This is a genomic window from Arthrobacter sp. E3, assembly GCF_017353415.1.
Lineage (GTDB): Bacteria > Actinomycetota > Actinomycetes > Actinomycetales > Micrococcaceae > Specibacter.
The window spans coordinates 70251-86057 of sequence record NZ_JAFMPX010000007.1; the positions used below are offsets into that span (position 1 = coordinate 70251).

The following is a 15807-nucleotide window of genomic DNA, read 5'->3' on the forward strand; positions in this document are numbered from 1 at the left end:
CACCACAAGCGCCGACTAAAACTTATAGGATGGTTTCATGTCTTCCACAGCACTTACGGCACCCATCGGCACGCTTGTTCCCGGCACCATCAGCCCGCAGCTATTCGTTCCACACTCAATTGCCCGCCCCGAATATGTGGGCAAGGCAGGCCCAGCCCCTTTCAAGGGGTCCGAGGTGAAGGACGCCGAGACGTTGGAGAAGATCCGCATTTCCTCCAAAATTGCGGCCCAGGCCATCGTGGAAGTGGGAAAGAACATCGTTCCCGGTGTCACCACGGATGCGCTGGACCGGATTGGTCACGAGTTCCTATTGGACCACCAAGCCTACCCGTCCACACTGGGCTACCGGGGCTTCCCCAAGTCCCTGTGCTCCTCGCTGAATGAAGTAATCTGCCACGGCATCCCCGACTCCACCGTCGTTCAGGACGGGGACATCATCAACATTGACATCACCGCGTTTAAGAACGGCGTGCATGGCGACACGAACTGGACGTTCACCGTCGGCGACGTCGACGAGGAATCGCGGCTGCTGGTGGAGCGCACCCAGGAGTCCTTGAACCGGGCCATCCGCGCCGTCGCGCCGGGGCGTGAAATCAACGTCATCGGGCGCACGATTGCCTCCTACGCCAAGCGCTTCGGCTACGGCGTGGTGCGGGACTTCACCGGCCACGGCGTCGGCGAAGCGTTCCACACGGGCCTTATCATTCCGCACTATGACGCAGCCCCGGCCTACAACACCGTGTTGGAAGAGGGCATGGTGTTCACCATTGAGCCCATGCTTACACTTGGCACCATCGAGTGGGACATGTGGGCCGATGACTGGACGGTTGTCACCCGCGACCGCAAGCGCACCGCACAGTTTGAGCACACCATGGTGGTCACTGCCAGTGGCGCAGAAGTCCTGACACTTCCGTAACACTTCCCTGTTCTTCCACAACCATCCCTCTACCACTGGAGCACTCATGTCAAAGAAGCACCCTTTCAGCGGAAACGTCATTGGCATCGACATCGGCGGCACCGGCATCAAGGGCGGAATAGTCGAGATCAGCAGCGGTGAGATGCTCGGCAGTCGTTTTCGCATCGACACCCCCAGCCCTTCGTCTCCTCAAGCCGTGGCGAGGGTGGTCAAGGAGATTGTGGACGAGCTGATGACGCGCCCGGAGGCACCCGGCAAGGACTCCCCCATCGGTATTACGTTCCCGGCGATCATCTCCCACGGCGTGGCACTCTCGGCTGCCAACATTGACAAGTCATGGATTGACGCCGACGTGGACGCGATCATCACGAAGGAACTTGGCCGCGACGTTCAAGTCATGAATGACGCCGACGCCGCAGGATTGGCTGAAGCCCGCTACGGTGCCGGCAAGGGTGTCAACGGCACCGTCCTGGTCATCACGCTGGGCACGGGCATCGGTTCAGCTTTCATCCACGACGGCAAGCTCGTTCCGAACGCCGAGTTGGGCCACTTGGAGATCGACGGTTTCGACGCCGAAAGCAGGGCCTCCGCCAGCGCCCGTCAACGCGATGGGTTGGACTGGGACGAATACGCAGTGCGATTGCAACGCTACTTCTCGCACGTGGAGTTCCTGTTCTCACCGGAACTGTTCATCATTGGCGGCGGTATTTCCAAGCGCAGCGAAGACTACCTGCCCAAGCTGAACCTGCGCACCAAGATCATCACGGCGCAGCTAAAGAACAATGCAGGCATTGTGGGCGGCGCGCTTCAAGCAGCGGTGCACTTCAAACTTACGAAATAGCGTCCACAGCCGGCTGTGCAGCACTCCCGCTGCGCAGCCGGGCGATGGACGCTTCAAAGTCTTCCAACGACTCAAACCCCTGATACACACTGGCAAAGCGCAAGTACGCCACCACATCGAGGCGGCGAAGTGGCTCGAGGATGGCCAAGCCCACCTCATTGGCCTCGATTTCAGCAGCGCCGCTGGCCCGAATGCTCTCTTCGACTTCCTGAGCCAGCTTGGCCAGGTCGTCGTCGGTCACGGGACGGCCCTGACAGGCCTTCCGCACACCGCTGATGATCTTGCTGCGGCTGAACGGCTCGGCAACTCCGGAGCGCTTGCTGACTGAGAGGCTGGCCGTCTCCATGGTGCTGAAGCGGCGGCCGCAGTCTGTGCACTGCCGGCGGCGTCGAATGGACGAGCCGTCGTCGGACAGACGGGAGTCAACTACACGGGAGTCGGGATTGCGACAAAACGGGCAATACATTCAGATGCTCCCTTCGGGTCGTAGTTTTCCCAGTCTAGGCTGGGAAAACAGCAAATAACAATTGTGTAATTATGCGTGCGCGGCGGGTCGCCGTCAGGGGAAGCGCACCGCCACGGCGTCTCCGTGGGCCGGCAGCCCCTCAGCCTTGGCCAACGTCATCACGTGCCCGGCAACTTGCTCCAACGCTTCCTTGTTGTAGTTGACGAGCTGTACTGCGCGCAGGAACGTCGTCACATTCAACCCGGAGGAGAAAGCCGCGGTTCCGCTGGTGGGCAGCACATGGTTTGACCCGGCGCAGTAGTCGCCCAGGCTCACCGGGCTGTAGTCCCCCACGAAGATGGCCCCGGCGTTGGTGATCCGCGCAGCCACGGCTGCGGCGTTTTCAGTGACGACTTCCAAGTGTTCGGCGGCGTAGGCATTGCATACGGCCACCCCCTGATCCACGTCATCTACCAGAACAATGCCGGATTGCGGGCCATTCAACGCCGTTGTCACCCGCTCCCGGTGGGTGGTCAGCGCCGCCTGGCGCACCACTTCACGTTCGACGGCGTCAGCCAGTTGCACAGATGTGCTCACCAGGACGGAGCCAGCGTTGGGATCATGTTCAGCCTGGCTGATCAAATCTGCTGCAACATAGACAGGATTGGCAGTCTCATCGGCCAGCACGGCAATTTCGGTGGCGCCGGCTTCTGAGTCAATGCCAACCACACCCTTGACGAGGCGCTTGGCGGTGGCCACGAAAATATTGCCAGGGCCGGTGACCACGTCAACGGGCTCAATGGCCTCCCCGGCACCGTTGGCGCTGCTGCCGGCAGCCACGCCGTAGGCGAACGCCGCAATGGCCTGGGCCCCGCCCATGGCATAGACCTCCTCAACGCCCAAGAGGGCCGCTGCTGCAAGAACAGTGAGATCGGGCAGCCCGCCACAGTCTTTTTGCGGCGGTGAAGCCAAGGCAACGGACTGGACGCCGGCAGCCAAGGCCGGGACAACGTTCATGATGACCGATGATGGGTACGCAGCCAAGCCGCCGGGCACGTACAGGCCCACTCGGCGCACGGGGATCCAGTGCGAGGAAACCACGGCCCCGTCTGCGACCTGGAAATCGACATTGGCAGGCTTTTGGGCCTGGGCGAAGGCTTTGGCCCGGGCAATCGATTCTTCCAAAGCGGCGCGAACCTGCGGGTCAAGAGAGTCAAGGGCATGGGCGAGTGCCACGGCCGGGACCCGTGGATGGTCCTGGGCGACGCCGTCGAACTTCAACGCCAGCTCTGCCAAGGCGGCATGGCCACGCCCGCGCACGTCGGCGATGATGCCTTGGACGGCTGCTTCGGCCGTGGTGACGGTGGACTGCGCCGTGCGGGGCACAGCGTTCTTCAACTCTGCCAGGCTCAAGGTGCGCCCGCGCAAATCCGTGCGGCGCAGGGCAACAACGGCACTCTGCGCAGCTACATCGTTTTCCGGGCTGGATACTGTGGATTCAAGGTTGCTCACAACAGTTGAGTTTACCTGCTGCTGCCCACGCCGGTGTCTACGGGCGTTCCTCTACGCGTGCCGGGATGAAGCTGTAGGCGTACATGGTGCGCAGGAATACAATCAGCACGCTCACCAGTGGCCACAACAACAGCACCGAGCCGGACCGCAGCGAGAACACCATGCTGGGGTTGGGCAGCGGCGACGGTGGATTTCCAAAGAGGTCGCCCGCAAAGACGCCCATGCGCCAGGCAATGACGGAACCCACCAAGCCGCACAACGCCAGAAGCAGGACAAACGCGCCCGTTGACACCGCCGCACCGTCGCCCTTTTGACGTCGGGTGCGCTCGGCACGAAGCGCTGCGAGGGCAGTCACCACCCCTGCAAGTATCAGTATCAGTGCCAGCGTGGCATCACGCGGAAACCAGGTGGCATAGTCCTTGCCGTCACCATAGAAGGCACCGGTGGGGGCTGCGAGCCACCACACGATCCCGCCTATTGCACCAGCGATGGCCGAACCGCCCAAGCCGCGGCGCCACATGGCACCGCTCCGGATTTGGTCGGTAGAAGGGTTGGGAGCGCTGTGCTCAGCCATCAGCCCTCCAGACAGGTGGGGCCCAGCAGGACCTTCAGGTCGCCGAAGAGCGCCGGGGTGGGGTTGACCCGGTGGTGCAGCGGCAGCTTCATGACCTTCACGGCGCGGTTTCCGGCGAGATACATCTTGACCTCCGTGTTGCCGCGGTGGTCACCAAGGATATCCTTCAACGCCCCCAGCACCTGCTCATTGGCCTTGTGTTCCGGCATGGAGATCACCAGCGGCCCGGCAAGGCCTTCACTCAGGTCGGGGACGGAGAGTTCCATGGCGTTCAGGGTGATGGCACCGTCGTCGCGCTTTTGCAGCCTTCCCTTGATCACCACGATCAAGTCCTCTGCCAGGACTGTAGCGATGGGCCCATAGACCTGCCCGAAGAACATGACTTCGATCGAGCCGCCCAGGTCTTCAACCTCACAGCGGGCATAGGGGTTGCCGCTGCTCTTGGCGATGCGGCGTTGGAGGTTGGTGATCATGCCGGAGATGCTGAAGATGTGCCCGTCTGAGGGGCCGTCGTCGGCGAGCACCTGGGTGATGGACATGTCGGCGTTTTGGCTCAGGATGCCTTCAAGGCCCTGCAGCGGGTGGTCTGAGACGTAGAGCCCGAGCATGTCCCGCTCGAACGCCAGCTTGTCCTTTTTTTCCCATTCGGGCAGGTCGGGAATCTCCGTGGCCAGCGCCGATTCAGGCTCTGCGTCACCAAGGCCGGCGAAGAGGTCAAACTGGCCCACTGCCTCGTTGCGCTTGATGGTGATGACCGAGTCGACGGCTTCTTCATGGATCATGGCCAAGGCCCGCCTAGGATGGCCCAGGGAGTCGAAGGCACCGGCCTTGATCAAGGATTCGATGGTGCGCTTGTTGCACACCACGGCCGGGACCTTCATGAGGAAGTCGGGGAAGTTCTCAAAGTTGCCCGCACCCGTCCTGGCTTCCACCAAGGCGTTGACCACGTTGGCGCCCACGTTGCGGATGGCGCCCATGCCGAAGCGGATGTCATGGCCGATCGGGGTGAAGTTCAACGCCGATTCATTGACGTCGGGGGCCAGCACCGTGATGCCCATGTGGCGACACTCGTTGAGGTACAGGGCCAGCTTGTCCTTGTCGTCGCCAACGCTTGTCAGCAGGGCCGCCATGTATTCGGCAGGATAGTGCGCCTTCAGGTAAGCGGTCCAGTAACTGATGACTCCGTATGCAGCCGAGTGCGCCTTGTTGAAGGCGTAGTCGGAGAACGGCAGCAAAATAGCCCAGAGTGTTTGGACTGCGGCATCGGAATAGCCGTTGTCCAGCATGCCCTGGTGGAAGCCGGCATACTGTTTATCCAGCTCCGACTTCTTCTTTTTGCCCATGGCACGGCGCAAAATATCGGCCCGGCCCAGCGAGTATCCCGCCAGCTTCTGGGCGATGGACATCACCTGCTCCTGGTACACGATCAGGCCATAGGTACCGCCCAGGATGTCCGCGAGGGGCTCTTCCAGTTCCGGGTGGATGGGGGTGATGGGCTGCAGGCCGTTCTTGCGCAGCGCATAGTTCGTATGCGAGTCCGCACCCATGGGACCTGGCCGGTACAACGCCAGGACGGCGGAAATATCTTCAAAGTTATCGGGGCGCATCAGCTTAAGCAGGGAGCGCATGGGGCCGCCGTCGAGCTGGAAGACACCCAGCGTGTCCCCACGCGCCATCAGCTCATAGGAGGGTGCGTCGTCGAGCTCCAAGCGCTCAAGGTCAAGGTCGAAGCCCTTGTTGGCCTTGATATTTTCCAGTGCGTCGGTGATGATCGTGAGGTTTCGCAACCCCAGGAAGTCCATTTTGATCAGGCCGAGGCCTTCGCTGGTGGGGTAGTCGAACTGGGTGATGACCTGCCCGTCCTGGAAGCGGCGCATGATCGGGATGACATCGATGATGGGATCCGAGCTCATGATCACACCGGCTGCGTGCACACCCCACTGGCGCTTCAGCCCCTCCAGTCCCTTGGACAGCTCAAAGACCTTCGCCGCCTCGGGGTCGGTGTTCATCAGGTTGCGGAAGTCAGCTGCTTCGCTGTAACGCTTGGCCTCCGGGTTTTCAATGTCATTGAGGAGAATATCCTTGGCCATGACGGCCGGCGGCAGCGCCTTGGTCAGCATTTCACCCATGCTGAAGGGGTGCCCCAGGACGCGGGAGGCATCCTTGAGCGCCTGTTTCGTCTTGATGCTGCCGTACGTCACGATCATGGCAACACGCTCGTCACCGTACTTTTCCGTCACATACTTGATGACCTCATGGCGGCGACGATCATCGAAGTCCACGTCGAAGTCGGGCATGGACACGCGCTCGGGGTTCAGGAAACGTTCAAAGATCAGCCCGTGGCGCAGCGGGTCAAGGTCGGTGATGCGCATGGCGTAGGCCACCATGGAGCCAGCACCGGAGCCACGCCCGGGGCCAACCCGGATGCCGTGGTCCTTGGACCAGTTGATGAAGTCGGCTACCACGAGGAAGTAGCCGGGGAAGCCCATCTTGATGATGACGTCCAGTTCGTAGTCCGCCTGCTTGCGGACGTCGTCGGGGATGCCCGCCGGGTACCTGTACTTCAGGCCCGTGTCCACTTCCTTAACCAGCCAGGACGTTTCGTCTTCACCTTCCGGGCAGGGGAACCGCGGCATGTAGTTGGCGTTGGTGTTGAAGGAGACATCGCAGCGCTCGGCGATGAGCAGCGTGTTGTCGCAGGCTTCGGGCAGTTCGGAGAAGAGGGAGCGCATTTCCGCTGCCGACTTCAGGTAGTAGCCGCTGCCACTGAACGCAAAACGCTTGCCACCCTGGTCATAGGTGGGTTCGGCAAGGGTGGAGCCGGACTGCAGGGCCAGGAGGGCTTCGTGGGCCTTCGCGTCATGCTCGTGGGTGTAGTGGAGGTCATTGGTGGCCACCAGCGGAATGTTTAGATCCTTGGCCAGGCGCATCAGGTCCTTCGTGACCCGGCGTTCAATGTCCAGCCCGTGGTCCATGAGCTCGCAGAAGTAGTTTTCCGTCCCGAAGATGTCCTGGAACTCGGCGGCGGCCGCCCTGGCCTCGTTGTACTGGCCCAGCCGCAGCCGCGTCTGGACTTCACCCGAGGGGCAGCCGGTGGTGGCGATGAGTCCCGGGTGGTATTCGTTGAGCAGTTCCCGGTCCAGGCGCGGGTACTTGCCCATGGGTGAATCGAGGGAGCCCAGCGAGGACGCCCTGAACAGGTTCCGCATGCCCTGGTTGTTGTAGCTGAGCAGCGTCATGTGCGTGTAGGACCCACCGCCGGAGACGTCGTCCTTCCGCTGACTTTCGTCGGTACGCCACTTCACCCTGGTCTTGTCGGTGCGGGCGGTGCCTGGGGTGACGTAGGCTTCAACGCCGATGATGGGCTTGATGCCAGCGTCGGTAGCCTTTTGCCAAAAGTCGAAGGCCCCAAATAGATAGCCGTGGTCGGTGGTGGCCAGTGCGGGCATTTCAAGCCGCTTGGCCTCGTCAAACAATTCCGTTAGGCGCGCAGCACCGTCCAGCATGGAGTATTCGGTGTGTGAGTGAAGATGGACAAAACTGTCAGTCGATGAGCTAGCCACCCGACCAGTCTAGTCCCCAATCCAAACCCTCCCCCCACCAACGCTCCTGCACTTTCGGGGCAGCAAACCCTGACGCTCTTTCAGTTTCCGGGGTCAAAACACGGACCCTTCTGCAGGTCGTGAGGCAACGATCTAGCTCACAACGCGAAGGTGCTGGAGCGCCGGGAAAAACACCCCAAAAGGTGCAGGAGGGTCAGAGGAAATACCCCGGAAGGTGCGGGAGCGTCGGTAGGGGTTAGTGTTCGCCGCGCAGGTGGTCCAGTGCGTACTCCAGATCCTGCGGGTAGGGGCTTGTCACTGACACCCATTCCCCCGATGACGGGTGTGTGAAGCCCAGCTGGTGGGCGTGCAACCACTGCCTAGTCAGGCCCAACTCGGCAGCCAGTTTCGGGTCTGCCCCGTACGTCAAGTCACCGGCGCAAGGATGGCGCAGCGCCGAAAAGTGAACACGGATCTGGTGTGTGCGCCCGGTTTCAAGGTGGACTTCCACCAGCGACGCCTTCCCGAACGCCTCAAGAACTTCGTAATGGGTCACCGAGGGACGCCCGTCCTCGATGACGGCGAAGCGCCAGTCGTGGCCGGGGTGGCGGCCGATGGGCGCGTCGATGGTGCCCTTCAACGGGTCCGGGAGTCCCTGCACCACGGCGTGGTAGATCTTCTCCACCGTCCGTTCGCGGAAAGCCTGCTTCAGGACGGTGTACGCGTGCTCAGTCTTGGCCACCACCATGGCACCGGAAGTGCCCACGTCCAGGCGGTGCACAATACCGACCCGCTCCTGGGCGCCGGATGTTGAAATGCGGTACCCGGCGGCAGCCAGCCCGCCCACCACAGTGGGCCCCACCCATCCCGGTGACGGATGTGCAGCCACGCCGACTGGTTTGTCCACCACCACGAAGTCATCGTCGTCGAGGAGGATGTCGAGGCCTTCCACGGGTTCCACAACGACGGCAAGCGGATCGCGGCGCTCGGGTATGGTGACCTGCACACTGGCGCCGGCAGTGAGTTTTTCACTCTTGCCCAACAGCACACCGTTTTGCAGGACATTGCCCTCCACGCAGAGCAGTGCAGCTGCAGAGCGTGAGATGCCCAGCAGCACAGCAAGTGCGGCGTCAGCCCGTCGTCCGGCGACGTCGTGGGGCACGTTGAACGTTTCAGTCATCGAGACTTACATCCTTCACAGCAGCTTTGGCCCCGGTCAGCGGCACGCCCAACAGGGTCAACAAACAGATGGTAATCACGCCGCCCACCACGGCCATGTCCGCCATGTTGAAAATGGCGAAGTTGGGGAAGGAAATGAAATCCACCACGTGTCCCATGGCGAACGACGGCGGACGGAACAGTCTGTCCGTCAGGTTGCCTAGGGCGCCGCCTAGGACAAGGCCCAGTCCGATGGCCCACCAGGCCGATCGGATGCGCCGTGCCAGCACGATGATGGCAACGGACACCGCCGCCATGATCAAGGTAAAGAACCAGGTGAAATTCTCCCCGATGGAGAAGGCTGCACCAGAATTCCGAATGTAATACCACTGCAGGACGCCGGGGATCACGGGGGTGCTCTGTCCTTCAACCATGGTGGACGTCACCCACCACTTCGTCAGTTGGTCACAGCTGTAGGCGAATGCGGCAAGACCTGCCCACAGGATCCAATAGGTGCGGCGGTTGGAGGCGGGGGCAGATTGCGTGTCCGGCAGAGAGTTCTCGCTCATGGTGCTTTCAGTAGTTGCGGCAAAGGGATAGCCTCCATCATAAGCTCGCTGGCTGCGGCACCAACCACAGGGGCCGGCATGTCAGCGGCTGGAAGTTCGGGGCTGCCTTAAGCAGCAAGAAGCCGGTGGGACAAGTTTCCTTGCACCACCGGCTTCCTGTATTTGCCTAGGAGCCCGAGTTGGTCTCGGAGACGTCCGGTGCTGCCACCGAACCGCGGGCATCCAGGTCGCGTAGCTGACCTTCAATGTACGTCTTCAGGCGTGAACGGTAGTCACGCTCGAAGCCGCGCAGCTGCTCCACCTTGCGTTCGAGCACCGACCGCTGTTGCTCCAGAGCACCGAGCGTCTTACGGCTCTTTTCTTGGGCGTCGTTGACCAGCGTGCTGGCCTCGATTTGCGCTTCGGCAATGATCTTGTCGCGCTGTTCAACACCTGCGTTGACGTATTCGTCGTGCAGGCGCTCGGCCAACGCGATGACGCCTGAGGCTGTCTCAGCCGAGGTGCCAGCGGATGCTCGGGCAGGAACGGGTGCTGGTGCAGCAGCCTTCTCCACGACCGGCTCAGGCTTGGCCTCAGGCACTACAGCCTTGGGCTCGGCCTTCTTCGGCTCTGCAACAACCTTGGCGGACTTGCCTGCTGCAGGTGACGCCTTGCCCTTGGCCGGCGCCGAAGCGGCAGCAGCAGCCGGCGCCGGCGCCGAAGCGGCAGCACCTGCTGTGTCTGCATCTGCGAGCTGCTTGCGCAGTTCGTCATTTTCTTGATGCAGGCGGCGGAGCTCTACGACGATTTCGTCAAGAAAATCGTCGACTTCGTCCTGGTCATAGCCTTCACGGAACTTGGTCGGCTGGAACCGCTTGTTGACAACGTCTTCTGGCGTAAGCGCCATCTAGTCACCTCATTGGTCTAAGTGAGTCTGGAACCGGCCTAGGCCCTACCGACTGCGGTACCGAATACATGTCTGTCAGCACGCACCGGGGTCTCTTTTTTACAATATAGCTTTTCTCTGGCGAAAACGAACGGCGCGGCGCTAGCTGACTAAACTTTTTGTCACACTCATGCCTATGCCAACGGCCACCAGCAATAAAAGGAAGCCGATATCTAAGGCCATGGAGCCGATTCGCAGCGGTGGAATCATGGCACGCAGTTTGCGCAGCGGCGGGTCCGTGAGTCGGTAGACAACCGAGGCACCGATCAAAGCGACCCCTTTGGGGCGCCATTCACGTGCAAAGACCTGTATCCAGTCAAACACCATGCGCAGCAGAAGTGTCAGAAAGTACAGCAGCAGCAGCAGGTAGAGAAGGGCAAAAACTATTGTCACGCGCGTGCACTCAATCCGTTAGGTGGCGGAAATGGAAACCTTGACTACAAGGATAGACCAGCCCCAGGACAGTTTTAGTGATTCCCCGTTGGCTGGCAGATCCATTCAGTACTCCGTACAACGCACTGCCCGGACACAAAGTGCCCGGGCAGTTAAAACGAAGCGTTGCAGAGCCCGTCGCTCTTGGCGGTTAGCTCTGGTTGAAGAAGCTCGCCTGTGTGTCGGAGACCTTCTTGTCATCACCAAGAACCTCAATGTAAGACGGTGAGAGCAAGAACACCTTGTTGGTGACGCGCTCTATGGAACCACGCAGCCCGAACACCAGGCCGGCGGAAAAGTCCACCAGGCGCTTGGCATCTGCCTCACCCATGTCAGTGACGTTCATGATGACTGGAATCCCATCCCGGAAGCTCTCCCCAATGATTTTTGCGTCATTGTAGGAGCGGGGGTGGACAGTGGTGATCTGGCGCAAACTTTCAGCCTCTTCCCGAGTTGATGCGGCACGCTTGATGGGGGTCACCGGAGCCCTGTATTCCTCGTCGCCGGCCTTGGGCGCGGCAGGCTCTACGACAGGTGCAGGCGCTGCTGCGCGCTCAGACACCTCGGCATAGTCGTCGTCCTTGGTCAAGGGCGGGGCATGCTCGGCGTCGTAGTGCTCGTCACCGTCGGCGAGCCCAAGAAAGATCATTGTCTTGCGCATAGCGCCAGCCATGGTAGCTCCTCATTAGTCTACTTAAATCTGCAAAGCACAAAATTCTTCATCCGGATGGTTGTTTGGCAGATTGTGCAGTTGCCGTCATATAAAACGCTACAGCACGGCAGGACGGGGACCGAGGATATCGGAACCGACACGCAGGTGTGTCGCTCCTGCAGCCAGTGCGGCTTCAAGATCGTGGCTCATACCGGCTGAAATTCCGGTTGCGCCGGGGTGTGTAGAGCGCAGTTGGGCCGACACGTTCGCCAGTAGTTCGAACGCCGGTCCCGGGGTGACGCCCAGTGGCGCCACACCCATGACACCGGCCAGCATCAGGCCGGGTGTGCCGGCAATGTGCTCGGCGAGTTGCAGGACGGACGACGGCGATGCCCCTCCCCTGCCGCTGGGCCCAGCTGGGACGTCGTGGCCCTCCGCCGCCAATGATGCGTAGGGATCAGTGAGTTCAACCTGGATGAAGCATTGAAGGTCCGCGCGGCCATCCGTTTCCTGCTGCCGGGCCATGGCCTTGCCCAGCGCAGTGGCAACGGAGACCCTGTCGATTGAGTGAACAGAATGTGCGTAGCCAACCACCGACTTGGCCTTGTTGCTTTGCAACTGCCCGATGAAGTGCCAGCGCAGGTCAGTTACCGCCACTTCAGCGGCCTTCGCTGCCGCCTCCTGATCGCGGTTTTCGCCAACGTCCGCCACCCCAAGGCTGCGCAGCCGCAGCACATCAGCGGCGGGGTGGAACTTCGTCACCACAATGAGGGTTGGGGGCGCCGCAGCCGCATCTGCCACAGTTGAAGCTTGGCGGGCTGCCATGGCAGTTTCGATTCGCTCCCTGACAGCACCCAGGTGCTGGGCGAGTTCTGTGGTGCGGGGGTCCGGCAAAGTCATTGTACGAAGGTGCTTTCAAAAAGGGCACCGTTAGGTGCTCGAACAGGGAGCCAAGGTAGGGCGCTAGGCAGGCGCGGATGCAACGATGAAACCGATGAAGCGACCTTCGTCCACGCCGTCACGCTGCGAACGGCGGTGCGAGTAATACCGTTCGTCTTCCAGCGTGCAAATACCGGAGGGGTGCGCTTCCACGCCGGATGCAGCCAACTGGGCCAGCACAGCCGCTGGCAGATCAAGCCCGGGCGTTCCGGCAGTGGTGGTCGACCAGGATTCCGGTACCTGCGCTGCCACAGCTTCCCGCATGGCATCTGGTACTTCGTAGCAGCGCCCGCACACACTGGGGCCAAGCCAAGCCTCGATGGCCAGCGCGCCGCTGCGGCGCATTTGATCAGCGACGGCGGTGATGACACCTTTTTCAACACCGGGCCGTCCTGCGTGGGCCACTGCCAGTACCATCTTGCCTCGGGGCGCTTCTCCGAGCAGTAAAACCGGGACACAGTCAGCGACCATCACGGCCAGCCCGGCCTCCGTCCCGACGTCCAGGGTGACCACCATGGCATCTGCCGTTGGTGTTGGCGTTTGGGCTCCAGCGTCAAGTACTGCCACGTCGGCACCATGCACTTGCTCCATGTAGGCCAAGGTTGTGGCGTGGGCAGGGGGTGCGCCGACGCCGTGGGCCAGGGCATGCTCCACGGCTACCCGGCGCTTTGCAACGAGGCTGGGGTCATCTCCTACGTGAAAGGCCAGGTTGCCTGCTGTGGTGTCAGTGAAACCAAGGACTACGCCTGGGCGCACCTGCATCGAGGACCACATGCAAACAACCTGACCATTCAAGGGTGCCGGCGGCTGTTGCCGCTGGCTGGATGTGCTTTTACTAAAGGCTGTTCCTACTTCAAGAAGTCGGGAACATCCAGGTCATCGGCGCGGTGCCCGGTGAGATCTGGTTCCACGATGGCCGGAAGCTCCACGTCGAAGCCGCCGTCAGCCGGAACCTGGGAACCGGACTGGTGGCCCCACTGGTTCAGGTTCGTCACGTTGTTGGCGCTTGCGGGCACCGAGGAAGGTACCGGCGGTGCGACTGCGGCTGCGGGCTCTGCCTTGTCGGGTTCGGCGTCAGGGGCATCGAAGCCTGCAGCGATGACTGTTACACGGGCCTCGTCTCCCAAGGCGTCGTCAATGACGGCACCAAAGATGATGTTGGCTTCGGGGTGCGCTACTTCCTGCACCAGGCGGGCCGCCTCATTGATTTCAAACAAGCCCAAGTCCGAGCCGCCCTGAATGGACAGCAGCACGCCGTGTGCGCCATCGATGGACGCTTCGAGCAGCGGTGAGGCGATGGCGAGTTCTGCCGCCTTCACGGCACGGTCCTCGCCCCTTGCGGAGCCGATGCCCATCAGGGCCGAACCGGCACCCTGCATCACTGACTTCACATCCGCAAAGTCAAGGTTGATCAGGCCGGGGGTCGTGATGAGGTCGGTGATGCCCTGGACACCTGACAGCAACACCTGGTCGGCGGAACGGAAGGCGTCAAGCACTGAGACGTTGCGGTCGCTGATGGACAGGAGGCGGTCATTGGGGATCACAATGAGCGTGTCGACTTCATCGCGCAATGCTTCGATGCCGTTGTCGGCGCTTGATGCGCGACGGCGCCCTTCAAAGGTGAAGGGGCGCGTGACAACGCCAATGGTCAGCGCGCCCAGCGTGCGGGCGATGCGGGCCACGACGGGGGCGCCGCCGGTGCCGGTGCCGCCGCCTTCTCCTGCCGTCACGAAGACCATGTCGGCCCCACGCAGGACCTCTTCGATCTCTTCTGCGTGGTCTTCGGCTGCCTGACGGCCAACATCCGGGTTGGCTCCGGCGCCGAGTCCGCGTGTCAGCTCTCGGCCGACGTCGAGCTTGACGTCGGCGTCACTCATCAACAGCGCCTGGGCGTCCGTGTTAATGGCGATGAACTCCACACCGCGAAGACCCACGTCAATCATGCGGTTCACTGCATTTACGCCGCCACCGCCGATGCCGACGACTTTGATGACTGCCAAGTAATTCTGGGGTGCTGCCACGTTACGTGTCCCTTGTTCGTATGTTGCTGAAAGATCTAAAGAATTGCGCTTTGCCGCCGAGGAAATGCTGCTGTTTCAAGGTGCCGGCATTGCTCGTAGGAGCAACCTTGAAGCAGTACTTGAAACCTTGGAGGCTTAACCCTCAAGTTGAAGGTTATAGTTATGTCAACTAACTCGTGTCAATGACGCTACGGTGCATCGGCGCCGCATGCAATTTCTGCTGCCGCGTGTCGCCCGAATACGCCGAAAAACCATTTAATCAGCCACGCCTACCCTCGATTGGGTTCGCTTGGCTCACATTGTCCACAAACCATTGTCCTACAGTCGCCGAGTTAACGTGTCACCGGGTGACGCGGGGCACTGACGTCGAAGACCTGCGCAGGCGCAGGTATGGGCTTGCCGGGTTCAGGGGTGGGCGGCGGAGCGGTCAGCAGCGCCGTCAGCACCTCTGCCTTGAGTTCCATGTCGCTGGCGTTGCCCCAAATCACGGTGCGCCCGTCCGTCAACTTCAGTTCCACTGCATCCGGGGATTTAGCTGTCGCATTGGCCAGCTGCGCCACAATGGGTTGCGGTAGATTCGCCAGCACGGCCGTGATGGCCCGGAACGTGTCCTGACCAATGGCCGCCTTGCCACCATCGATCAACGGAAGCGCTGCCGCTTCGAGATCAGGGGTGGAACCGAGTTCCACACCATACTGATCAACCAACAGGTACGTGTCAGCACTTTTAATCAGGGCAACCGGCACGCGCTCAATAATGTGCACGAGCAGCGTCGACGGCGGCCTGGCCTCGATCCGGGCACTCTTGACTTGAATAACCGGGGCCAGCAAGTCCTGCACCTCCCTTTCAGTCACTTGGGGAAGCGGCTTGGACAGTATCGGTGCAACAGCTTTCTGCAAGACGTCTGCGCCGATCAGCTTATTGCCCTCAAAAACGACCTTGTGAACGGCCAAAACGGGTGAGAACATGGCCACCCCCATCACCAGGGCAAGCGTGGCAACAATGCCTGCCACTGCCAACAAAATATTGCGGTGGCGGCGCTTGTGACTGGAGACCGGGAAAGCCAACACCTTGGCGCCATGTTCAACCCTGTCGCTCGCGTCCCCAGCAGTGACTTTTCCAGCACTGACGTGACCAGTAGTTTCTGGGCCAACTGCGTTGTCGCTGCCGCCGCTCTCAGTGCGCCGCCGCATAGATGGTATCCGTGGGACTTTCCGTCGGCTTTCCGTTGGAGCAGTATCCACCGCAGATTTGTCCTTGACCGGCGCGCCTTTTGTAGAT

At 61.3% G+C, this 15807-nt stretch carries 15 protein-coding genes; 2 read left to right on the forward strand and 13 right to left on the reverse strand.

Translation table 11 applies throughout. The annotated features are described in order from the left end of the window. Nucleotides 1–37: 37 nt before the first annotated feature. Together map and ppgK are read left to right on the forward strand one after the other, a co-directional pair. Complete coding sequence (gene map / locus JMA46_RS05125) at nucleotides 38–916, forward strand: type I methionyl aminopeptidase (RefSeq protein ID WP_207344223.1); 879 nt, start codon at nucleotides 38–40, stop codon at nucleotides 914–916. Between the two features lie 46 nt (nucleotides 917–962). Beyond that, a complete protein-coding gene (gene ppgK / locus JMA46_RS05130; RefSeq protein WP_207344224.1) occupies nucleotides 963–1757 on the forward strand; it encodes a polyphosphate--glucose phosphotransferase in 795 nt (264 codons plus the stop codon). Here ppgK and nrdR read toward each other — a convergent pair. The 13 genes from nrdR to JMA46_RS05195 all read right to left on the reverse strand — a co-directional run bounded on the left by nrdR (nucleotide 1747) and on the right by JMA46_RS05195 (nucleotide 15719). Next, nucleotides 1747–2223: a transcriptional regulator NrdR gene (gene nrdR / locus JMA46_RS05135; protein WP_207344225.1), complete on the reverse strand. Its 477-nt coding sequence runs from the start codon at nucleotides 2221–2223 to the stop codon at nucleotides 1747–1749. The genes ppgK and nrdR overlap by 11 nt on opposite strands. Nucleotides 2224–2316: 93 nt before the next feature. Next, nucleotides 2317–3645, reverse strand: a complete 1329-nt coding sequence (gene hisD / locus JMA46_RS05140; protein ID WP_207344294.1) for a histidinol dehydrogenase — start codon at nucleotides 3643–3645, stop codon at nucleotides 2317–2319. Between the two features lie 106 nt (nucleotides 3646–3751). Continuing rightward, complete coding sequence (locus JMA46_RS05145; RefSeq protein WP_207344226.1) at nucleotides 3752–4288, reverse strand: hypothetical protein; 537 nt, start codon at nucleotides 4286–4288, stop codon at nucleotides 3752–3754. Then, nucleotides 4288–7851 (reverse strand): DNA polymerase III subunit alpha, encoded by a 3564-nt coding sequence (gene dnaE, locus JMA46_RS05150; RefSeq protein ID WP_207344227.1) that lies wholly within the window; start codon nucleotides 7849–7851, stop codon nucleotides 4288–4290. Before dnaE ends, JMA46_RS05145 begins: the two co-directional genes overlap by 1 nt. A gap of 235 nt (nucleotides 7852–8086) precedes the next feature. Continuing rightward, nucleotides 8087–9010: an RluA family pseudouridine synthase gene (locus JMA46_RS05155; RefSeq protein WP_207344228.1), complete on the reverse strand. Its 924-nt coding sequence runs from the start codon at nucleotides 9008–9010 to the stop codon at nucleotides 8087–8089. Further along, on the reverse strand, nucleotides 9003–9557 hold the full coding sequence (gene lspA / locus JMA46_RS05160) for a signal peptidase II (protein WP_207344229.1): 555 nt from the start codon (nucleotides 9555–9557) through the stop codon (nucleotides 9003–9005). Before lspA ends, JMA46_RS05155 begins: the two co-directional genes overlap by 8 nt. A gap of 166 nt (nucleotides 9558–9723) precedes the next feature. Continuing rightward, nucleotides 9724–10443 (reverse strand): DivIVA domain-containing protein, encoded by a 720-nt coding sequence (locus tag JMA46_RS05165; protein WP_207344230.1) that lies wholly within the window; start codon nucleotides 10441–10443, stop codon nucleotides 9724–9726. Nucleotides 10444–10584: 141 nt separating this feature from the next. Further along, the gene (locus tag JMA46_RS05170) at nucleotides 10585–10875 is read right to left on the reverse strand and encodes a YggT family protein (RefSeq protein WP_207344231.1); all 291 of its coding nucleotides are present in this window, start codon (nucleotides 10873–10875) and stop codon (nucleotides 10585–10587) included. A gap of 190 nt (nucleotides 10876–11065) precedes the next feature. Continuing rightward, entirely contained in the window at nucleotides 11066–11587 is a 522-nt protein-coding gene (gene sepF / locus JMA46_RS05175) for a cell division protein SepF (RefSeq protein ID WP_207344232.1), read from the reverse strand. Nucleotides 11588–11683: 96 nt separating this feature from the next. Continuing rightward, nucleotides 11684–12466 (reverse strand): alanine racemase, encoded by a 783-nt coding sequence (locus JMA46_RS05180; RefSeq protein ID WP_207344233.1) that lies wholly within the window; start codon nucleotides 12464–12466, stop codon nucleotides 11684–11686. 63 nt (nucleotides 12467–12529) lie between these two features. Further along, a complete protein-coding gene (locus JMA46_RS05185) occupies nucleotides 12530–13279 on the reverse strand; it encodes a polyphenol oxidase family protein (RefSeq protein ID WP_207344234.1) in 750 nt (249 codons plus the stop codon). A gap of 74 nt (nucleotides 13280–13353) precedes the next feature. Next, nucleotides 13354–14526: a cell division protein FtsZ gene (gene ftsZ, locus JMA46_RS05190; protein ID WP_207344235.1), complete on the reverse strand. Its 1173-nt coding sequence runs from the start codon at nucleotides 14524–14526 to the stop codon at nucleotides 13354–13356. Nucleotides 14527–14858: 332 nt separating this feature from the next. Beyond that, entirely contained in the window at nucleotides 14859–15719 is an 861-nt protein-coding gene (locus tag JMA46_RS05195; RefSeq protein WP_207344236.1) for a cell division protein FtsQ/DivIB, read from the reverse strand. Nucleotides 15720–15807: the final 88 nt, after the last annotated feature.